Consider the following 21,818-nt stretch of genomic DNA (forward strand, 5'->3'; position numbering starts at 1 on the left):
GTAACGGACAAAAAGAAAAATCCGGTAAGAACTGGAAAACTCACCAGTTCTTACCGGAACTAATCTTAGATTGTTTATTTTAGATTAGAATGAGATCTAATTTTTAATGACCACCTGAACGAACACCACGGCGGTGAGCGCTTAGATTATTAGTCTGTTTTTTAAATTTTTTCCAAGTTGTGTCTGTATTTTGTGTCTTTTTTTGTTTGTGCTGTTTAGTGTATTTCAATTTGTGTCACCTCACTATGGGTCAAAACTTCGTGTTTCCATCATAACGCAAATTAATTTGTTTGCAATGAGCCTGGTTACTTTTTGATAGAAAAGCCATAAGAAGATAGAAGAAATTTTTCTTTCATAATTTTCTAAGATTAGGCAGCAGTTACTCACAATAACTTTTTGACAGCATGTGCTTGGACTTATGGCAAAACGATTTCATCAAAAATACCGTTACGTTTCCGTTAGTCATTAGATCAAGTTGTGGGGAAGTCCCTAATTTTATTGAGAAGTATTCTCAATTGGCTACCCGCCTGTTATACTTAGACTCATCAAATAGAATTTTAATACGAAGGTATTTTCACATATAAGGGGATAATGTTGATGACAACTGGCACGATTGATTTAAGCAAGACGGTTTACGAATTAGTGACGGCACACCCTGAAGTTGCAGATATTTTGTACGGAATTGGTTTGAAAGAAATAAAAAATCCTGCAATGCTGAATACTGCAGGACGTTTCATGACCATTCCAAAGGGAGCAGCTCTGAAAAAGGTATCATTAGATGAAATTGTTGCCCAATTGAAGGCACTTGGATTTGAGGTGATTAATGATGCCGGAGAATAAACATAACAGTGTTTTTCGGCAAAAAAAGATTGTCGAAATTCTGAAAATGCTACATGCAGGTGGTAGTTTTGATGAGGCCAAAAAGATTTTTGATGCTACTTTCTCCAGTGTCGACGTATCTGAAATCACTTCAGCAGAACGGGAATTAATTGGCAGTGGACTGAATCCAATGGAAATTCAAAATTTATGTAACGTTCACGCAGCAGTCTTTAAAGGATCAATCAATCCAACTAAACCTATGAGTGCCGAGGATGAACCAGGGCATCCTGTAGCAGTAATGAAATTGGAGAACGTTGTTTTGACCTCACTATTGGACGATGAATTGTTACCTTGTTTAAAAAAATGGCAGCAGTCAGCTAATGGCGATAGTGCAACAGCGACCGACCAACAATACTTAACCAGAATGCAAAATGCTTTAAAAGATTTACAAACAATTGATTTACATTATGCCCGGAAAGAGAATTTATTGTTTCCGTTGATGGACAAGTACGGTATTACGGCACCGCCAAAGGTTATGTGGGGTGTAGATGATGAAATTCGGGGCTGGATTAAGGATGCCCTTCGTTTGGTTAACACCACGCCAATGCCAGCAAAATATGATATTGAAGCAGCCATTGAAAAAGTTGCCAAAGAGATTGAAGAAATGATCTTTAAGGAAGAACAAATTCTATTGCCAATGGTTGCAGAAGTTTTTAAACCAGCAGACTGGGAACTAATTGCCAGCGAAAGTGATGAAGTTGGCTATACTTTGATTCCCGATCCATTACCATGGCACCCTTCACAAAAAGATATTGAAGAGGCGGCCAAACGCAAACCCTCGAAGATGGCGCAAGAATTGAATTCAATGGCGCAGTCTTTAGCCGATCAACAAGGTTTGGATGGAAAGGCACCTACAAAAGATGCTAAGGCAACGATTAGTGAAGCAATGACGGATACAGTTGATGCGATGACTGATGTTGTAAAGGAAAATGCGGCCACAATTCCGGCCGATTTAAAAGCCAAAGAAAATGATCCTGAAGCAATTAATGCGCTACCACTACATTTACGTGCTGAGTTTGGTGAAGTTAAGGCGTCAGCGCCGGCCAAAGATGATGCAAGGCAACAAATTGACGTGAATATTACAGCTCCTAAAAAGGCCGAAGTGGTGGAAAAAGCTGCTGAAGCAGTAGAAGAAAAAGTAACTGAACCTAAGGCAACTGATGAACCGGCAGGAATGCCTGATTTTGTTAAAAAGATGCTGGCTGATAAAGACAGACCAACTACTAATAAACGGCACAAGAAACCAGTGCCACAAACACATTTAGAAATTGGGGCCGACAACAGCGCGACGATTGTACTACCAACGGGTAATTTAGATTTACGGCAGTTAACGGCCATTTTGGGCGTTTTACCACTTGATGTTACATTCGTCGATGCCAATGATATTGTACGTTGGTTCTCTGACAATGGTGATCGGGTTTTCCCTAGAACACGAACAGTTATTGGACGAGCGGTAGTTAACTGTCACCCACCAAAGAGTATGGGTAAGGTTCAAACTATCTTGGATGATTTTCGTAGTGGTGCGCAAGATCACGCCGATTTTTGGATTAATTTACATGGAACAAAGATGGTCTATATTCGCTATTTTGCAATGCGTGATCCCCAAAATAATTATCTTGGCTGTCTTGAGGTAACTCAAGAAATTACGGAGATTATGAATTTAAAGGGCGAAAAACGTCTTTAAAAATGAAATTCGTAGGGAGTGGGATAAAAGTCGGATTTTTGATTTACTACGTAACGTAAGCTAATCCAATAACCAGATGATAGTTATTGAAATAGCAGTAGTCGTGTTTGAAAAAGCAACTTCTTGTGCTTGTCATGTTTCAACTTGGCGTCTTTCGCTATAGTTGAATGGACAATGTTTGAAGCATCAGGGTTAGCGTACTTGACTGCGATTCAGCCTTCGGTCCATTTTAGTCCGATCGACATCGGCAGTAATGTTCGGAGCCTGGGCACTTTTACAAACACTTCCGTAGTTAGGTACGTGAACCCAGACTTTTAGCGTATGTTCTAGAATAATATTCGGAAATAGTAAGTGGCTGGGACTCTTGTTCGGGCCACTTTTACTTTTCCACGAACAATAGGCACATTTTTGTTTTAAGTGTTGCTAGTTGTCATTAATTTCACTTTGGCCTAAAATTAAAAACAATAAACCCCGGAAAGAAGTGGACGTATTAATGAGTCGTGAAGTGACATTACAGGATATAAAAAGCTATCAGGCCGCTTATCAGGCAGTTCCTGGTGGTGCCGCAGTTAAACGGACGGTCATGAACAACGGTATTAATGCTGCAAGTGAAGATACGGCGGTTAAGGCTAAATTAAATCGTGCTTTTTCACTAGAATTAGATACTGGTACTGTGTCTAATCAAAAGAAAAGTGGTCGTTGCTGGTTATTTTCAACGTTGAACACCATTCGGCACGATGTGGCCAAGCAAATTAATCTGAAAGATTTTGAATTCTCCGAGAATTATTTATCCTTTTGGGATCGTTTTGAAAAAGCCAACGCCTTTTATGAGCATATTTTGGCAACTGCTATCGAACCAGCGGATAGTCGAATCGTGACTTGGCTATTAGAAATGCCTGATGACGATGGTGGCCAGTGGGATAATGCCGCAGCACTTATCAAAAAATACGGTGCGGTACCGAAGGCGGTTATGCCAGAAACTTTTAATAGTGAAAATACTGCCGAATTCAGTCAAGTATTGGGACTTAAACTACGCCATGATGCAGTTAATTTACGAAGGCTAGTTCAAAATGAGGCACCGGCTAGCAAGATAACGCAGACTAAGCAAAAAATGCTTAGTGAGGTCTACCGAATGTGCACTTATACTTTTGGCGAAGTGCCGGCAACGTTTACGTTCACTTATCGAGATGATAATAAAAAATATCATCGAGAAAATGATTTGACACCACAGCTTTTTGCTCAAAAATATATTACGCGTGATCTTGGTGATTACGTTGTGCTGATTAATTCACCAGATAAGCCGGTTAATCGCCTTTATACATTACCAATGGAGGACAACGTCATTGGTGGTCAACACGTGACTTTCTTAAATGTTGATCTTGCAACTTTCAAGGCGCTAACAATTCAGCAATTAAAGGCCGGAGAAACAATCTGGTTTGGTAATGACGTTTTACAACAAATGAATCGCCAAGAAGGCTTGCTTGATTCTAAGCTTTATAAGCGAGCTGAATTATTTGGTATCGATCTCAGCCTGTCTAAGGCCGATCGGTTGACTTACCGTGAAGCAGTTGTTTCTCACGCAATGACGTTAACTGGTGTTGATTTAGTTGATGATCAACCAACTAAATGGAAGGTTGAAAATTCCTGGGGTGACAAGAACGGTGAGAAGGGTTATTTTGTAATGAGCGATGATTGGTTTGATAATTTTGTCTACCACACGGTCATAAACAAGAAGTTCCTAACGCCAGCGCAACAAAAAATGTTAACAGTGACGCCCACTGAACTAACACCTTGGGATTCGATGGCTTAAATATAAACAATCTAAGATTAGTTCCGATGTTAATCGATGAAAATCGATTAACATCAGAACTTTTTTTGGTTACACTGAGAGTGAAGCTAAGATCGAACATAGTCTCTGGGACTTCAAGTCCGTAATTAAAAAAGACAGCCATCACTTTCAACGCACAAATATGATTTAAGCTTGAGGACCCTCGAGGCTGGGACAAATGTCCTAGCCTTTTACTGTACTCTAGAACATAAACCCAAAACCGACTTTTAGCCTACTCTTTAAATATGTTGTTATTAACTTACCTTGGTTGATATTTTTTAGACTAAACTCAAATAAATGTATTTGAAAAGCACGCTTTTTGTCCAGCGATATTATAAACAAGGTTGGGATTCAAGGCAGCAACCTATTTTTTGTGACCGCGTGCCTCGTTAAAAATAGATTAGACCGCTGCTTGGCAACATTAGGCCAAATATTTTGGTGCTTAGACTATGCAAAAAACTTGAGAACTTCCTTTGGTCGATGTTATAGTCGATATTAAGGAAGGTGTTTAATATGCAGATACAAAAAATTGTGGTACAAGATCTTGATGGTAAGAAACTTGGCAATTATTCTGGACGTTTAGTGGAAACGGCGCATCATTGGCAGCTTCAACTAACCGATCCAGTTGAGGCGGATGCCTTAGAGGAACTGCTGGTTAAACATACCGATCAAAAATTAAATTTTAACCAACAGTCGATCACACTAAAAAAGGTTGAGCGGGGAACTGTTGAGCACCAGAAAGATTCCAATGATTATTCGCATACCACTTTTATGATTGAAAAATAAATAAATGGACGCTAACCAAAAATATTTAGCGCAAAAAAAGCCGTGACAAAATTTTGTCGCGACTTTTTTACAAGTAGCTAAGAGTTGATAATAAGAAATTCAATTGTAATTTAGTATATTTTTAGTAGTTAACCCGGACACCAAATGAAGGTTGGAAATAAGAGTTAATTGTCTGAATTTCAACGTTTTGGCCTGGTTGTGGTGCGCTAACGTATTGGTTATTACCAATATAAAGGGCAACGTGGTATGAAGCACCTTGGGCACCCCAGAAAACTAAATCACCAGGTTGTAATTGATCGAGTGGTTCTGCAACGCCGGCTGATTCCTGGTCAACGGTATAATGACCAACATTAACGCCTGCCTGAGCCAATGCGTACTGGGTAAGGCCAGAGCAATCAAGACCAACGCCTGGCGTAGTGCCACCCCAAACGTAAGGTGTGCCAACTTGTCCGATGGCAGCACTGATGGCAGCTTGTGCATCAGCGGTTGTTTGGGTACTTGTGGACGTCGGTGTTGTTTGAGCATTTACAGTAGCAGATGTTGCCTGTGCATTTGAGCCGCCAGTATAAGCAGCATTAGTAGGTGCTACTTGGGCGCTAGTTGTGTTACTTGTTGTCGCCTGAGTATTATTTGAGTTGTTAGTGTAAGTAACGTTAGTCGGTGTCGTTTGTGTCCTCGCAGGAGTGACAGTTGGTGTAGTGTTGTTTGTGCTTGAAGAATACCAAGCCGTTGTTTGTGCGGTTTGGGGGTTATATTCGGCAGCATCAGCGTGTGCACTTGTTGCACCGAAAAGGGCTGCACCAGAAAGGCCCATGATACCAGTGGCCGTGATAGTTAGTAAGTTTTTCTTGAAATTTATAATCATAATGTACTCCTTTATTATTTGCCATTTATGTAAAGAACTGAATTAACATCAGTTCTTAATCTCAACATTTATCATCATAAACATTTTAGGTTACAGAGTGGTGACTTCATGATAACAACTCGTTTACAAACTATTACAGTTTCACGCTAAAATGATTTAATTGGTTGATTGAAATACATTACCAATGATCACTAAGTTAGTAGCCTGCACAAAAATAGGTAAATCAAGAAGTAACTATTTTTGATTTACCTATTTTTGCGTTAATTATTCTAGAATGTGCGCCAAAAGTCTGGGTTCGCGTGCCTAACTGCAGTTAATCCAACAACCATAGTCCGGTTATTGGATTAGCTTACGTTACGCAGTAAACCCAAAAGCGACTTTTGGCCCACTCTGTTACCAAATGTGAACACGTTTGTCAGTAGCTAGGTACATGCCATCACCTTGGTTAATGTCAAAGGTTGTGAAGAAATCATCAAGGTTTTGAATTTGAACGTTGGCCCGTAGTTTTGCGGGTGCGTGGACATCAATCGCCAATAATAGTTGTTGGTATTCTGGTTGCGCCTTGGTCCGCCAGATGGTTGCCCAGTTGGTAAAGAAGACAGAAAGGTCGACGTCACTTTCGCCTTTAGCGGCCTCAAGCGCACAGCTTAGGCCACCAGCGTCGGCAATGTTTTCCGACACGGTTAATTTACCGTTTACTTGTTGACCTGCAAACGGAAGGCCGGCGAATTCAGTAATCATTGCTTGTGCCTTTTCTTTGAATTGCGCCAAATCTGCTTTGGTCCACCAGTTGTGTAAATTACCAAATTCATCGAATAAGGCACCGTTGTTATCAAAGGCGTGGGAAATTTCGTGCGCAATTACTGCACCAATACCACCGTAATTCGCACTGGAAGGCTGATTCAAGCTGTAGAATGGTGCCTGTAAAATTGCGGCTGGGAAAACGATAATATTACGGAATGGATGGTAATAAGCGTTTACGGTTGCGGCGCTCATTTCCCATTTATCGCGGTCAACAGGTTGTTGCCATTTTGCAAAGCGATCTTGCTGGCTAATTCGAACAAAGTTAAGTGTATTTTCCAGTAAGGTACCACCTTGGGCCGCAGTTTTTGTTTTGAATAATTTGTACAAGGGGTCCAACTGATCAGGGTAGCCAACTTGAATACCCAGATTGTTAAGCTTAATCACGGCTTTTTCCCGAGTCGCCTTGGATAACCAATTATTATTAGTTAGACGTTGTTTATAGACACTGATCATCTTGGTGACCATATCGTGGACGTCTTGCTTAGCGGTGGCGCCAAAATATTTGTGACCATAATAAAGGCCAACAACCTGATCAAATTGACCAGAGGCTAAATAGTAGGCACTTTTTTGCTGCTTCGTGGCTTCTTTACTGCCAGAAAGTGCGCGACCGTAAATACCAGCAGTTTGGCGGAAGTCTTCAGATAGATAGCTTGAAAATCCTCGAATCGTTTGAACTAGCAACCAGCTCTTTAGTAAGGGAAAGGTAGTATCATTAATCATTTCATCAAAGGCGGCGTAAAATTTAGGTTCAGTCACAATAATTTGTGTTGGTGTGCCCTTAACCAGCTGTTTAATTAGACTACCTAAATCAAGCGAGTGACTATTTGCTGTGAAAGTTGAAAAATCTTGGGGATTATACATTTTGCTATAATCCGCGCTTTCTTCCGCACTCTTAACGTGAGGAGCAAGTGACTTATCAAAGGCCAGTGCTTCCGAAATGATTTTCTCTGCGTCGGCTGTTTGGTAACCGGCCAATGTAAATAACTTAGTCATCATTTGACTGAAAACTTGAAGTAGTTGGGAGCCAGCTTGGTTGTCTTTAGCGTAGTAGGTCTTATCTGGTAGGATCAGACTGGGTGCGCTGGCAAATAAGGTGTTGATTTTAGTATTTTTCATGTCGGCGTCAACGTCGATATCAAACGGTGTTGGCAGGCCACTTAAAATCCATTCGGCCAGATTATTTTGCCAATCCTTTAGGCTAGTTAAGTTAGTAACTTGTGCCAGGATAGTTTCCAGCGGTGCAGCGCCATCTTGATTACGCTTAGTAAAGTCGGCCGCTAAACGATAGTAAGCTAAGAAAGATTCTAATTGTTCATTAGGAACAGTCAGCTGGCCAGCATTCATCTGCTTAAAGTCGGCCATTAAGGTTTTATCAATCTCATCAACTAAATCTTGAAAACCGCCTGTTGCTGGTTTATCGGCCGGAATTGTCGCTGTTTTCAACCAATCAGCGTTAATTGCTTCATAGAAGTCATCTTTCAAAGTCGGTGTTGCAGTGTTAGTTGTTGTCTTATTTTGCGTCATCAAATCATCCTTCCATAGGTATCAATTAATACCACTTTAAAATCCATGATACACGGATTAAGTGTAAAATAAAAAATAAAGTTACTTTTATTTTACATTAGTGATGGTATTTAATTGTGGCGTCAATTGACAGTCATTCTGAAAAACAAGTATGATGATAAAAATAGGTTATGTGGAGGTATTATGAAATTAAAATTTTGGGGTAATTTGGTTTTGATTAGTTCACTACTTTTACTTTTTAATCAACCAGTCATAGCGGCTAAGAAAACAACAACTTACGTGGCTCCGTACGCTGGCAAGATCGAAAACTATCAGTATCAAGGTAAGAAGTATCGAATTCCGGCTGCTTACATTCAACAAACGGGACAGAGGCTGGCAGCGCTGGCAGTGACTAATGATCATAAAGGCCACGTCATCCTGGTAAGCTATATTGGTGATGCAACGGCAACAAAAAAGTATTTTGCGTTTAAAGGGACTGTCCGTTACTTTGCAAGTCTCTATAATGAAAAAGACTTTATCGCTCGTTACTTAGAAGGTCAATTACGGTCAACCAAGCAGGATTATTTGGCTGCTTTGACCTACGCTGCAACGCATACCGTGCCAGTCGTCAATAAAAATAAGCACTCCACCCAATTTCAAACGGTCCCACAGCTTTATCAATTGGAAGACGTGAATGCAACCAGTTCAAATAAATTAATTCGAGCGAAGTTAAGAACGTACACAAAAAAAGAACAGACGGACCTAGGTCAGTCAGTCTTGGCCACGCCTGAGGTCACTATGTTGAATCAACAAGGTGAGCGCGGGGCTGTTTCTTATCAGGCAGGCGACGTTAGCCAAATTAATGTTGATCCGCTGGCCTTTTTACGTAGCTGATGCTCACAAACTGAGCGTCTCTTCAAGCACTCTTTAAAGTGAGGATAGGTGAAGATATGCTAAAAAAGCATTCGTGGTTAATCGTGTTATTAGGCCTGTTGATGGTCATGTGCTGGGCACAACCAGCTGCGGCGAAAAGCTATAATATTACTAATTATTCAGTCAATATTAACGTGACAAAGAACGGTGACGCGCAAGTGACCCAACGAATCCGCTATAATTTTGATGGTGATTTTAACGGTGTCTATTACAAACAAGATATTGCCGGTATCAAGGGATTAGTTAATCCGCAGGTTGCAATTGACGAAGATGGTCATGAACAACAGTTGGCAGAGAATACAACCGAGGCGCCTAATACGTTCAGTACAACCCAGACTGATGATGCCTATCAGTTAAAAGTTTTTCATCCGATTAGTAACCATGCGGCTACTTTTATTTATCGTTACCAGCTAAATGGCGTGGTTACCAACTACGCCGATACAGCCACGTTGAATTGGAAGGTAATTGGTACCGGTTGGGAAGTTCCACTTAATAATGTTCACATTACGATTCAACTGCCGCAAAATTCCGTTCAAGGCTTGCAGGCATGGGCACATGGTCCGCTAAATGGGCAAGTAACCGTTGATCGGAAAAATGGGCGTGTGGTGATGAAAGTGGCGGAAGTACCTGCAAAAACTTTTGTTCAAAGTCGCTTATTGTTTCCGACAACGGTAACAGCACAAAATCCACAACGAAGTACCAAAAAAATGAAGCACAAGATTCAAAAGCAAGAGGCAAAATTTGCCCAAGAGGCCAATCAGAAGCGGGAAATGCAACGGCGAATTCCAATTATTATTGCGTTTTCGGCCTTGGCGATTGCCGCACTTAATTTGATTTATCAACTTATCTGGCTAACGCGGCATCCTGCTGATCATTACCCTAAGTCCACGCCAGTTCCACATAGTTTTGATATTCCGCCGTACTCACCAGCAGTTGCTCAGCGCCTATTGAAGCGCGATGGTCCAGATGCAAAGGCTTTTACGGCGACATTAATGGCGTTAGCGGCTAAAGGTGAGATTGTGATTGAAGCAGATCACAAAGCTTATCGACTTACCAAAACGGCCAAATTACTGGCCGCTACTTTAAAACAACCTATTTTTGATTTGTTATTTAACCAGATCGGTAAAGCAGGTTCAGTTACAATGGATCAAATTAAGGCTTATGGTAGACGCCAAAATGGTAGGTTGAGTGATGCCTTTTCTAGTTGGGTGACTCACCAGCGACAACAGACGACTGCGTTAGGTTTTAACAATGAAACAAATCAGTTAGTTCGTTCCCACGCTTTTACACTTGCGCTAATTAGCAGTATTTTTACTGTGATTGCGCTTGTCTGTGATTTTTATATTGCAACTGGAACAAAAAATAGTTCGTTAACCTGGCCGATCAGTATTATTGCGGGTTTATTATTAGTGGTTAGTTGGGGTGTTTGGTTAGTTAAAGTGAGCCATTTGCCACGTTATGTTCAATCAGGTAGTCAAGCAATTGAAAAACTTCACGGCTTTGATAGAATGTTACGCGATATTGGCCATTTTGATACCGCAAAAGTTGGTGATTTAATATTGTGGGAGCAGATCTTACCGTATGCAGTTGCGTTTGGCTCGGCCAAAAAAGTTGCTGCAGCGTTGAAGGCCAATTTCTCTGATGAACAGTTACGCGTTGGTTTACCAATTGGCTACCCATTATTTATCTACCCGCAAGCATTTGCCGGTACTGATTTTAGCAGTAGTTTCACGAGTACATTCTCTTCCAGTATCGCCGCTAATTCAGTTTCAAGCACTAGCGGTGGTTCCGGTGGCTTCTCTGGTGGTGGCACTGGAGGCTTTGGCGGTGGTTCCGGCGGTGGCGCTTTCTAGACCAATTTGGAAAGTGTTTAGGCCAAATTGGCTAGAAGAATATTTACAAAAGTACTTTTCAGGTCTTCCTAGCAAATGATTCTTAAAAGACAATCAAAAAAAACAATGTTCGACTATTTTTTAAATAGCTAGAACATTGTTTTTTTAGGATTACACTAATTTAGTCTGTCGGTCCTTTAAAATGGCGTAAATTCGTTTAACGTCAGCACTAGTTCCACGTAATTCGTAATCACCAATAAATGGCATGTTGTAATCACGGGCGTACATTTTTGCAGTTAAGCAGTATTGTTCATTAAAGTTCCGGTTACCGGAGCCAATGACGCCTAAACAGTAGTCGCGGTTCTTATGGTACGCAATATATTCACCCATTGCGTTGGTCATCAGTTCATCGACCCCATTATCAATCCCGTTACCACCATCTAAATATGTGGGTACAAAGGCGAAATAGGCCTGCGTTTCATCGGCGTAAGGTGTTGCTTCCGAAATTTCCTTGAGGCTAATCAGTGGCTCATTGGCATCTTCTTGGTGTTTTTTTGCGGCATAGGTTTGTAAATCTTCAACAAAAGAGCGCGTATTACCGGAGATTGAAATATATAAAATGTTTAACATGTTGAACTCCTTTAGGTATAAGATGATTTCTGTTCTTAATTTAACACAATCTGGCTCTTCAAACACGTTTACGCTAACCATTGAAAAATATTAAATCGGGTAAAAAATGATGTCAGGACCTACTTGGCGCTATGTTTAATTTGGTAGTTACTATTTAGAAAAAAAGTCTAAAGGGACGTTTTAAAAAGGCATAAATTTTTCTTGCAATCTAAAAATAATCGCGTTAATATATTGCCTAAGTTATTTATTGCACAATACGGAGGGATTTTTATGGAGATCCAAATAGGCAACACTGTTCGATGCAAGGCAAATGGTAATATGGAAGCTGATTTTTCAGGTAAAGTGGAAAAAGTGTACGATAATTCGGCGTTAGTTAATATTACTGATTATGCCAAAACAGATGAAATCAACTTTGATGATTTACAACACAAGGTCGTGATTAGTTTGGCCAAAATGAAGTTAGTTGAATAGTGTGTTGGACTTTTTGTTTTGTTCAATAGGGAGTGTTTGGAAAAGTGCTTAGCTTCCGCGGATTCGTCTGTTGTAGCCAATCCTGGGAATCTGTTTTTCAAATACGTTTACGCCAAATTAGTCAGGAAAATGCTAGTAAGCTTAGATTCTAAATCTGATTTTGATCTTAATTAATAATAGTGCCACTTGGATTCGCTTTCATTAAACAATTTTCAAAAAAAGGACTATCATGAAGTAGTAAGGTGAAACGTGGCTACAATAATGAGTAATAATTTACCCATCGGTGCAAGAACGCTAAAATAACCTTTAATTTGTAAAGGAGATCATATTTTGGCAGAAGAACAGGCTAAGACTAAAAAACCGGAGATTACGTACGATCAAGCAGATATTGATAAGGCAGTTGACTTGATTAAAAAACAAGGCTACGTAACGCGTAAGGACATTCCTAACATTGACAATGATGATTGGGCGAAGGGTTTCACAACTAAGATCAGCGATACATTTCATAATGCTGATGAAGATCCATATATTTATTATGAGCGGTATGATTTTGCCGATCATGAAATTACGGGAATTATTTTCGATATGGATCAAACTAAAACGCGGCAAGAGGCTGGCCGATTACTCGGACAGGCACTTAAATTAAAGTCTTTTGAATAAAAAATAAAAATGAGCGGGTAACGACATATGTTCTGTCAGTTACCTACTCATTTTTATTTTTGTAGTTTTTGTGCTTCGGTAGTACTTAAAGTTCGCCAATCGTTAGTTAACTTAAAGGTATAGTGCCGTCGTTGAAATTGATTATTTTCACCGGTGATACTAAACAAAGCACGCATCAATTGATTTTGATACACCCACCGCGTTGTAGCGATGCTAACCTGTGCTTCATTTTGTCCTTTCTTGACGGTGTGACTAGTACGGACAGTTGAAGTTGGCGTCGGTTTTGTTTGTTTTGAATTTGTTCGGTAAAGGTAAATTTTTTCGGTACCATTTGTTCCCAGCGGTTGGTAGAGTAATAAGTTCATTTTGCCGGCCGGTGTACTAGATAGGAGTGTTCTTTTACGAGTGCTTGTTACTTCGTGCATTCCAAAGTGTGCCGTGTCGTTAAGCGTAATTGCCCCCATACTAATAAAAATTAAAAGTAAACTTAGCCAATTTATCCAGCTTCGTTTGCCACTCTTTTTTAAAAAGATCATTGAACCACTAAAAATAAGAATTCCAATGGTTAAAAAAACTAAAATCATAGTTACTTGGCCTCCTTAGCATCGAGTGTTGAGGTACTCTGTGCATTATTACCATCTTTCAACATAAAGGTTAGGCAAAGTCCGATGGCACAGAAGACTAGTGAAACGATGAAGGCCGCGTGGTAACCGGCTAAATTAGCGTTGATTGCCTGTGTTCGGTAGGCAATGGGTGCCTGATGTAAAAGTGTTTTGGCAGGTAACTGATTAGTCGTAACGTTGGTTAAAATACTAATCAAAATGGCCGTTCCCATTGATGCCGCAACTTGCCGAGCTGTGTTGTTGACGGCCGTTCCGTGACTAATTAGGCGAATTGGTAAGGCGTTCATCCCAGTTGTTGTTACGGGCATTGTGACCATTGTAATACCAAACATTCGCATGGTATAAAGTGCTGTTATATAAATCAGTGGCGTTTTAGCAGTTAGTGTGACAAAGAAAACCGTACCAGCGGTTAAAAGGATCATCCCAGTCATCGCCAGACGTTTGGCACCAATTTGGTCAAAAATTCTACCAGTGATTGGACTCATAATTCCCATCATGATGGCACCAGGTAGTAAGATCAAGCCAGATTGAAAGGCTGATTCACCCCGAACGGTTTGAATATAAAGGGGTAAAATCATTTCGACGCCCATCATTGCCATGTAGGCAACTGCAGTTAAAATTGCTGACAACGTGAAGGCCTTAACCTTAAAGACACGCAGCTCAAGTAATGGTTTGTCCATGTGTAGCTGCCGGTAAACAAAGAGTGCGACGAAGATTATCCCAACAATAAGTGGTACGTACACTTGGACGTTACCCCAGCCCTTAGCACCAACTGATGAAAAGGCATAGAGCATGGTCCCAAAGCCGATTGTAGAAACAATAACGGATAGGATATCAATTTTGGGACGTGAGGTTTGTAAGACTTTGCGCATGGTGAAAAATGATAACACTAAAACAAAGCCGTTAACTGGTAGAATAACTAAAAACAACATTCGCCATGAATAATGAACTAAAATCCAACCAGAAAGAGTTGGGCCAATAGCCGGTGCCAGGCCGATAACAATTCCGGCCAGGCCCATAGCAGTACCACGCTTTGCTGGTGGGAAAATGGTTAGCATGATGGTTTGAAAAACAGGTGCTGAAATACCGACGCCCATCGCTTCAATTAAGCGACCAGTGAGTAGCATTCCAAAGCTGCTGGCCTCATAACAAACGAAGGTGCCAATCCAAAATAAACTCATCGCTGTTATGTAAAGATATTTTGAATTGAAACGAGTAAGCAGCCAAGCGGTAATAGGAATCATAATCCCCATGACCAGCATGAAGCCCGTTGTTAACCACTGAACGGTATCCGCCGTGATGTTAAAATGTTTCATTAAGGTTGGAAAAGCCGTTGTTAGAATTGTCTGCATAATAAAAGTTGAAAAAGTACCAACCAATAACGTTAAAACTAATAGTAGGCGATTATAAGGCCGACCATTAGCGTCGATAACTTGATCAGTCGATGTTGATTGCTGTGCCATAAATGTTCCCTCTTCTTTTTAGGATAACCACAACCATTAATTATACCACTTGTGACGATTGAGCTACTAATTACTGATTACAGGCTTAGACTAAGGAGTGTTGGGAAAATATGTTGCTAGTCGTTTCTTGGCCAAATTTGTGGAAACGTGTTGGGAAAGGCAGCTTCCTGCGGTTGCCATGTTTCAACTTGGCGGTTTTTGCCTTGCTAGTTCTTGCGGTGACCAAGACGAATTAAGTCGAGGAAACACAGTTATGGACTTTATAACTGTGTTTCCTTGTTTTTGCCACAAGAATAGACAACATTCGTAGCATCAAAAGTTATTTGCGATCTTTGCAAATAACGCACTGTAATTGCGAAGTAGTAGTTGAATGGACAACGGATGGCGCATCAAGATTATTAGCGAGTTGTGCTAATAATCCTCAATTGCGGAATAGTAGCTACAATCGCCAAATAATTCATTGCATGAATTATTCGTCAATTTAGGCTGCGATTCGGACTTGGGTTCATCTTAGTCCGATCGACATCGTTAGTAATGCTCAATTTAAAGCAGGATTGGAAAGTGCTTTTTCTTGTCCTTCTCTAACCAATTTATGGAAACGTGTTGGGAAAGGCAGCTTCCTGTGCTTAGCTACAATCGCCAAATAATTCATTGCATGAATTATTCGTCAATTTAGGCTAATGCTCGGAAGCTAAACGCCTTTCCCAACACTCTCTAGTTGACGGCCAAACAATTTGATGCTATGCTCCAATGAGTTTAATAAAAGTGTGAGGTAGACCTTTAAGTAATCTATTATCTGGGCGTCAGGAAGTCGGTGGGTGCTGCGAACCGATCAGGGTAATATGCTTGAAATACGGTTTACTGTGGAAGCATACGGTAGAAATCTCGTTAACGATTTTTAAGTGGAGGCCAGTTTCTGACCTCAATTTGGGTGGTACCACGGTTAAATCGTCCCTGTTGCAATTTTGCAGCAGGGACTTTTTTTATGGGAAGGATGAAGAAAATGCGGACAAAGGTTGGTTTTAGTGAGGCACTTGTTGTTTTAATTATTATGTTAACAATCATGGGGGTTGGTGTTATCGGTTTTGGCCTATCACCACAGACACCAGTTATGCTAGTAATTGCGTTAATCATGTTGTGGGCACGTTTGCGTCATTTTGAATTTACAGTGATTAACAAAGGTATTCAAGAAGGAATTGAAACTGGTATTATTCCAATCTTTATTTTTATTTTAGTTGGGGCACTCATTAGTACTTGGATTGCTGCGGGCATTATTCCTTCGTTAATGGTTTTTGGCTTCAAATTGATTAGTGTTCGTTGGTTTGTTCCATCAGTGTTCGTTGTTTGTGCACTTGTTGGAACATCGGTTGGTAGTGCCTTTACGGTTATTTCAACAGTGGGGATTGCTTTCTTTGGGATGGGAATGACCATGGGTGTTAATCCGGCATTAGTTGCTGGAGCAATCATCTCCGGTGCCGTATTTGGCGATAAGTCGTCACCTTTATCAGAATCGACTAATCTGACCGCGGCAGTCGTAGGAGCGGATTTATTTAAACACATTGAAAATTTAATGTGGACGACCATTCCTGCCTTTATCATTAGCCTGTTGGGCTTTACAATTTTAGGCCATGGTGCCGCGGCCGCAAACTTTGGCAAAATCAATCGAACTGTTGCTGTCCTAACACAGAACTTTAATGTTTCACTGTGGGCGATCGTACCGATAAGTTTAATGTTCATCTGTGCTTGGCGAAAAATGCCCGCAATTCCAACTTTATTCTTGAACATTTTTATCTCCGTTTTGATGATTTTCATTGAACAACCTTCAATTTCTTTGAAAAAGATTGCCGCCATTATTGAAACAGGTTTTGTTGCTAAGAGTGGTAATACTGATGTTGATATGTTACTAACTCGCGGTGGAATTTCTAGTATGATGGGGACAGTCTCACTGATTGTTTTGACCTTATCGCTGGGTGGCCTTTTAATGAAATTAGGCTTAATTGATGCAATTATGGATCCGCTAGCTAAACGACTTAATACTGACGGTAAATTGGTGACAGCTGGGATTGTTGCCGGTATCGGTGTTAATTTATTTATCGGTGAGCAATTCCTATCCGTTATTTTACCAGGTAAGGCCTTTAAAAAGGCGTTCAATCAGGCTGGTCTAGCTAATGTTGCACTAGGACGTGTTTTGGAAGATGGGGGAACTGTGATTAACTATTTAGTTCCTTGGGGAGTAGCTGGTGTTTTTGCCGCGAATACATTAGGAGTTCCAACACTGGACTACTTACCATTTACTTTCTTTAGTTTGCTCTCGCCAATTTTTTCCTTACTAAGTGGTTACACTGGTATTGGTTTGAAACGAATAACTGATAAGTAAGTAGGACTTGAAATCATTCTTTTTAAAGACGGGCAAGTAAGATTGACGAAATTTTTGCGATGGGGGCGTATAATAGACAACATCAGATATAGGAGTTGATGAGGATGGATTGGTTTAAGGTGATTTGGGATTGTGTTATCACCCTTAACACCGTGCTTGCTGTTGTAACGGTTTTCCGCCAGCACCGTGATATTTCAACAACGTGGGCCTGGTTATTAGTTTTAGTAATGTTACCGGTTATTGGTTTTATTTTATATCTCTTCACCGGGCGCGGACTAGGTCGGGAGAAGATTTTTAATTTAGAACATCAGGATCGCACAGGGCTTGCCCAGATGATTGCTTCCCAAAGAAAGGATGATATTGAATTTGCAACGCCAATATCAGAGAATATGACCGCCAACGCTAGCAGCCTTGTTCATTTTTTTGAAATGACTGATCAGGCACCCTTGACTAAACGGAATAAAGTTGAGATTTTTACTGATGGCGAAGAAAAGTTTGCCGCTTTATTTAAAGACATTCGGCAGGCAAAGCATAGTATTCACGTTGAATATTACACAATTTATAATGATCAAATTGGTAACGAATTGTTGCGGATACTGGAACAAAAGGCCAAAGAGGGCGTCGAAGTTCGCGTACTCTACGATGCATTTGGTTCACACGGGACAACGGCCAAGTGGTTTCGCACCTTGGAGTCACTGGGCGGCCAGGCAGCAACTTTTATTACATCGCATAATTCAATTACCAAAACCCGCCTAAACTATCATGTCCATCGTAAAATTGTCGTGGTAGACGGCCAAATTGGTTATACCGGTGGATTTAATGTAGGTGATCAATATTTAGGCAGAAGTAAGAAATTTGGTTATTGGCGTGATACTCACTTACGTATTATTGGTACCGGCGTTATGGCGTTACAAACGCATTTTATTATGGATTGGAACGCATCAGTTAAAGAAGATCGACACCTTAATTACCAATTGCGTTTTTTCCCGACGCCACTACGGCCAAAGGATGCAACAACAGCGTTACAAATTGTAACCTCTGGTCCGTCTGCACAGAAAGAACAAATTAAATCGGGTTACATTAAAATGATTAGCATGGCTAAAAAAAGTGTTTGGATTCAATCGCCATACCTAGTACCAGATGAAAGTGTGCTTTCGGCGCTAACAATTGCGGCTGAATCCGGAATCGATGTCCGAATAATGATCCCCAATATGCCGGATCATCCCTTTATTTACCGAGCAACCCAATATTACGCAAAAATTTTATTTGCGGCTGGGGTTAAAATTTACATCTACGAAAAAGGTTTCATCCACGCTAAAACAGTCGTAACTGATGGTAAATTGGCTACTGTTGGTTCAGCAAATCAGGATTTTCGGAGTTACAAGTTGAATTTTGAAGTGAACGCCTTTCTCTATGATATTAAAGTTGCACGCCAGTTGGCCCGAATTTTTGAAAAGGATATGACTGATTCCCGCTTATTAACGCAGGCCGAAATCGATGCTCAATCCCGTTGGCTAGTATTAAAACAGAATTTTTCTAGGTTGTTATCACCAGTTCTATAATTTACGCCTTACAATTGTTTTATTGATTGTCAAAGGGAATGAAGGGAAGGTTCAAAATTAAACGACAAATTAATTGGCGTCAATTGGGCGTGGGTATTTTGGCCTTTTTAGTGGCCGTACTTTTAGGTTATGCAATTATTTATCGATTAACCCACCGTGGCCACTTTGGAATCGGTCCTTTTCGCTTGTTACGATTAGGCGTATTGATGGTAATTGCGTTATCGTTTGGAATTCGCCAAATCCAAAATAGTTTAAACAAATAGTTAATTAGAAATTAGTAGCCTAATGAAATTGGCAGCCGCTGTTCGATGGCTGTTTTATGAAACGCGTTTTAGCTATATTGTATGAAAAAGCAAAACAGGCGGTCACGACATAGATAATTTATGTCGTGACCGCCTGTTTTGATTAGTATCTGTGTGCAGCAAGAGGATACAATTAAAAGTTTATTTTTGTTCGTCCTGCTCATTTTCAACAGGTTCTGGTATTACCGGCTGTATTTTAACCTCAAACCAATTAATATAGGCATTTTCCATGTCGGCAACCTTTAAGGAAAACTGATCGATTTGAACAATATCATTCAAATGAATACTAGGATTATCCTTCATGACGAAACCAGTTAAAGTGACGACGTCTGAGGCATCAAAACTTTTGATTTTAACATTGAAGTAACGCTCAAAATCGTAAAGTGTAATTTTACCATTAACCCGATAGGTATCATCAGCCTGTTTTAGCACATATTCTTCAGAAGGTTTTTCATTTTCATCCTTAACAGTTCCGAAAAGCTCTTCATAAATATCACGATCAGTGACAATACCACTGGTACCACCGTATTCATCAACCACGACGACAATCGGCGTTTGTTTTTGGACCATTTGTGCCAGCACGGTTTGTAATGATGCCGTTTCTGGAACGGTAATAATATTGCGAAGCATTTTACTGACGTGAATTGAAGCATCACTTTCGGCCTGCTTAATTAAGTCATAATTATAAACGTAGCCTAAAATATTGTCTTTATCATTGTGTTCAACGACTGGAAAACGGCTGAAGCCTTCCTTGACGTAAAGATCAATCACTTCAGCAACGGTTGCTGTAACATCAACCACAATCAAGGAAGTACGATCAATCATGATATCCTTAGCGACTTTATCGTTCATTTCAAAGGCACGTTCCATATAAATGTAGTCATTTCGTTCCAATTGACCACCGGAAACTGCATTTTTAGATAATTTTAGAATTTCGGCCTGTGAGTAGTTAGCATTTTCTTCATCTGCTGGTTGTAAACCGATTAATTTAACAACGCCAGTTGAAGAAGTATTTAGTAGCCAAACAAACGGATAGAAAAGAATATGAAAATAATGTAACGGTGTTGTGACAAACATCATTGCCTGCATTGGCATATCAATCGAGATATTTTTTGGAACAATCTCGGTAAAGACAACTTCCAAATAGGTTAGAACTAGTACACCAAGAATTGCGCCAACAATGTGCAAAACGGCCGGGCTCAATAAATGATCAAGATTGAATAGATCAATTAAAATGGACTCCACAGTTGATTCACCAATCCAACCTAAAATAATTCCAGCGACACTAACCCCAACTTGAGTAGTCGATAGATATTCATTTAATTTGTGTACCATTTCTAAAGCGGTACTGATCTTACGTGACTTACCCCCACGTTTTTCTAATTCTTCCTCTAAAGCACTAGGTCGAACCTGAACTAAGGCAAATTCACAGGCAACGAAGAAAGCCGCAAAGAGAAAGGTGATTAACATAATCAGTAGGTTAATAGCGATTTGACTACTTGCCACAATTATTCCCCATTTCACTCGATAATTAGTCTATTTTAACATGTTTAACTTTAAGAAGCCTAAAATAATTAAATTTATACTTATAGTTATTTAATTATTAAGGCATACTCAAAAAGGCAAATTTAACCGGCACTTAATATATAATGTTTAACGATTACTTAAATCGGCCTTCAGACCGTTTTTATTCACTATCGCTGTGCTAATATATAGAAAAGATTTTATGCTTACATGAAATATGGACATTAATAATGAAGAGGAGCCATGTTTCGAGTGCACGGTTTTCGTGCAAGGAGAATGGACATCCAATGAAAATGAGATTTTTACGTTAACGTAAAAATAGACATTAATAATGAAGAGGAGCCATGTTTCGAGTGCACGATTTTCGTGCAAGGAGAATGGACATCCAATGAAAATAAGATTTTTACGTTAACGTAAAAATAGACATTAATAATGAAGAGGAGCCGGCCCACCATGCTATTAACTATTATTATCGTTGTGCTTTTAGGTTTCGCAATCTATCGTGGCTTGCATCGCGGCCTAATTGTTGAATTATTATATTCACTAGGCTATATTGCCGTTTTTATCTTTGCCCGAATGACTTACCAACCTGTTGGGGCAGCATTAGCCAATCTAACCGGAACAACGACTGCTAATTTTGGACTTGCAAATTCAATTGCTTTTTTGTTACTTACTGCAATTGGCTGGATGCTAATTCACTTTATTGCTAGATTATCACGTTACATTACCTTTTTACCAGTTATCCATCAGGCCAACGGTTTGGCCGGTGGCGTTGTTGGTTTCGTGATTACTTACCTGATGGTTTTTGTGGTTCTTTGTATTGGCGCGCTGTTACCAGTGCAGACATTTCAAAATCAACTGCAGGAGTCAACCGTTGCGCAGACTATTTTGACCAAAACCCCCGTTCTAACCAGCAATCTATTGCAACGGTATTTAGGCCATACGAATTCTAATTCTGATACTTCAAACAAAACGACCAACGATCAAACAACTAACCAGACATCGATATAAATAATGGGATAAAGTAACTAGTTGAGGGAAACTTGACTATATTACTTTGGCCCATTTTTTTAATTAAAAGTAAAAAAAGTG

19 protein-coding genes are annotated in these 21,818 nt (G+C 40.0%); 12 read left to right on the forward strand and 7 right to left on the reverse strand.

All coding sequences use genetic code 11. The features are described 5' to 3' along the window. Nucleotides 1-103: 103 nt before the first annotated feature. Nucleotides 104-229 carry a hypothetical protein gene (locus EKM98_RS12245; protein WP_263853847.1) on the reverse strand — a complete coding sequence of 42 codons (126 nt, stop codon included), beginning with the start codon at nucleotides 227-229 and terminating at the stop codon, nucleotides 104-106. Nucleotides 230-597: 368 nt separating this feature from the next. Here EKM98_RS12245 and EKM98_RS08380 point away from each other — a divergent pair, with 368 nt between their 5' ends. The 4 genes from EKM98_RS08380 to EKM98_RS08395 all read left to right on the forward strand — a co-directional run bounded on the left by EKM98_RS08380 (nucleotide 598) and on the right by EKM98_RS08395 (nucleotide 5,177). Continuing rightward, the gene (locus EKM98_RS08380; RefSeq protein WP_125982005.1) at nucleotides 598-840 is read left to right on the forward strand and encodes a DUF1858 domain-containing protein; all 243 of its coding nucleotides are present in this window, start codon (nucleotides 598-600) and stop codon (nucleotides 838-840) included. After that, on the forward strand, nucleotides 827-2,563 hold the full coding sequence (locus tag EKM98_RS08385; protein WP_125982051.1) for a DUF438 domain-containing protein: 1,737 nt from the start codon (nucleotides 827-829) through the stop codon (nucleotides 2,561-2,563). The genes EKM98_RS08380 and EKM98_RS08385 overlap by 14 nt, the downstream gene beginning before the upstream one ends. A gap of 493 nt (nucleotides 2,564-3,056) precedes the next feature. Then, complete coding sequence (locus tag EKM98_RS08390; RefSeq protein ID WP_125982007.1) at nucleotides 3,057-4,373, forward strand: C1 family peptidase; 1,317 nt, start codon at nucleotides 3,057-3,059, stop codon at nucleotides 4,371-4,373. A 531-nt stretch (nucleotides 4,374-4,904) separates the two neighbouring features. Next, nucleotides 4,905-5,177 (forward strand): hypothetical protein, encoded by a 273-nt coding sequence (locus EKM98_RS08395; protein ID WP_125982009.1) that lies wholly within the window; start codon nucleotides 4,905-4,907, stop codon nucleotides 5,175-5,177. Between the two features lie 121 nt (nucleotides 5,178-5,298). Here the strand turns inward: EKM98_RS08395 and EKM98_RS08400 are convergent, their stop codons facing one another. Together EKM98_RS08400 and EKM98_RS08405 are read right to left on the reverse strand one after the other, a co-directional pair. Next, nucleotides 5,299-6,042 carry a C40 family peptidase gene (locus EKM98_RS08400; protein ID WP_125982010.1) on the reverse strand — a complete coding sequence of 248 codons (744 nt, stop codon included), beginning with the start codon at nucleotides 6,040-6,042 and terminating at the stop codon, nucleotides 5,299-5,301. A 393-nt stretch (nucleotides 6,043-6,435) separates the two neighbouring features. Beyond that, nucleotides 6,436-8,370, reverse strand: a complete 1,935-nt coding sequence (locus EKM98_RS08405) for a M13 family metallopeptidase (RefSeq protein WP_125982012.1) — start codon at nucleotides 8,368-8,370, stop codon at nucleotides 6,436-6,438. A 183-nt stretch (nucleotides 8,371-8,553) separates the two neighbouring features. On the opposite strand from EKM98_RS08405, the gene EKM98_RS08410 reads away from it, so the two are divergent. Beyond that, on the forward strand, nucleotides 8,554-9,243 hold the full coding sequence (locus EKM98_RS08410; RefSeq protein ID WP_125982014.1) for a hypothetical protein: 690 nt from the start codon (nucleotides 8,554-8,556) through the stop codon (nucleotides 9,241-9,243). 56 nt (nucleotides 9,244-9,299) lie between these two features. Then, nucleotides 9,300-11,135, forward strand: coding sequence for a DUF2207 domain-containing protein (locus EKM98_RS08415; RefSeq protein WP_125982016.1), 1,836 nt, complete (start codon nucleotides 9,300-9,302; stop codon nucleotides 11,133-11,135). Between the two features lie 150 nt (nucleotides 11,136-11,285). Here the strand turns inward: EKM98_RS08415 and nrdI are convergent, their stop codons facing one another. Beyond that, nucleotides 11,286-11,744, reverse strand: coding sequence for a class Ib ribonucleoside-diphosphate reductase assembly flavoprotein NrdI (gene nrdI / locus EKM98_RS08420; RefSeq protein WP_125982018.1), 459 nt, complete (start codon nucleotides 11,742-11,744; stop codon nucleotides 11,286-11,288). A gap of 270 nt (nucleotides 11,745-12,014) precedes the next feature. Here nrdI and EKM98_RS08425 point away from each other — a divergent pair, with 270 nt between their 5' ends. Both EKM98_RS08425 and EKM98_RS08430 read left to right on the forward strand, forming a co-directional pair. Continuing rightward, nucleotides 12,015-12,215, forward strand: coding sequence for a DUF2187 family protein (locus EKM98_RS08425; RefSeq protein ID WP_125982020.1), 201 nt, complete (start codon nucleotides 12,015-12,017; stop codon nucleotides 12,213-12,215). A gap of 330 nt (nucleotides 12,216-12,545) precedes the next feature. Continuing rightward, on the forward strand, nucleotides 12,546-12,875 hold the full coding sequence (locus EKM98_RS08430; protein ID WP_068225644.1) for a hypothetical protein: 330 nt from the start codon (nucleotides 12,546-12,548) through the stop codon (nucleotides 12,873-12,875). 53 nt (nucleotides 12,876-12,928) lie between these two features. Here the strand turns inward: EKM98_RS08430 and EKM98_RS08435 are convergent, their stop codons facing one another. Beyond that, nucleotides 12,929-13,459, reverse strand: a complete 531-nt coding sequence (locus tag EKM98_RS08435; protein ID WP_125982022.1) for a DUF4811 domain-containing protein — start codon at nucleotides 13,457-13,459, stop codon at nucleotides 12,929-12,931. Between the two features lie 2 nt (nucleotides 13,460-13,461). Beyond that, nucleotides 13,462-14,961 (reverse strand): MDR family MFS transporter, encoded by a 1,500-nt coding sequence (locus EKM98_RS08440; protein ID WP_125982024.1) that lies wholly within the window; start codon nucleotides 14,959-14,961, stop codon nucleotides 13,462-13,464. Between the two features lie 994 nt (nucleotides 14,962-15,955). Between EKM98_RS08440 and nhaC the strand changes: the two genes are divergently transcribed. From nhaC to EKM98_RS08455, 3 genes are all read left to right on the forward strand, one after another. Next, nucleotides 15,956-17,338, forward strand: coding sequence for a Na+/H+ antiporter NhaC (gene nhaC / locus EKM98_RS08445; protein WP_164512679.1), 1,383 nt, complete (start codon nucleotides 15,956-15,958; stop codon nucleotides 17,336-17,338). 104 nt (nucleotides 17,339-17,442) lie between these two features. Then, on the forward strand, nucleotides 17,443-18,900 hold the full coding sequence (cls, locus tag EKM98_RS08450; protein WP_125982027.1) for a cardiolipin synthase: 1,458 nt from the start codon (nucleotides 17,443-17,445) through the stop codon (nucleotides 18,898-18,900). Between the two features lie 38 nt (nucleotides 18,901-18,938). Then, nucleotides 18,939-19,163, forward strand: a complete 225-nt coding sequence (locus EKM98_RS08455) for a hypothetical protein (protein ID WP_125982029.1) — start codon at nucleotides 18,939-18,941, stop codon at nucleotides 19,161-19,163. A gap of 180 nt (nucleotides 19,164-19,343) precedes the next feature. Here the strand turns inward: EKM98_RS08455 and EKM98_RS08460 are convergent, their stop codons facing one another. Next, a complete protein-coding gene (locus EKM98_RS08460) occupies nucleotides 19,344-20,708 on the reverse strand; it encodes a hemolysin family protein (protein ID WP_191983380.1) in 1,365 nt (454 codons plus the stop codon). Between the two features lie 471 nt (nucleotides 20,709-21,179). Here EKM98_RS08460 and EKM98_RS08465 point away from each other — a divergent pair, with 471 nt between their 5' ends. Next, on the forward strand, nucleotides 21,180-21,737 hold the full coding sequence (locus EKM98_RS08465) for a CvpA family protein (RefSeq protein ID WP_125982031.1): 558 nt from the start codon (nucleotides 21,180-21,182) through the stop codon (nucleotides 21,735-21,737). The last annotated feature ends 81 nt before the right edge of the window (nucleotides 21,738-21,818 follow it).

It is taken from the genome of Loigolactobacillus iwatensis, from assembly GCF_003950295.1.
GTDB lineage: Bacteria > Bacillota > Bacilli > Lactobacillales > Lactobacillaceae > Loigolactobacillus > Loigolactobacillus iwatensis.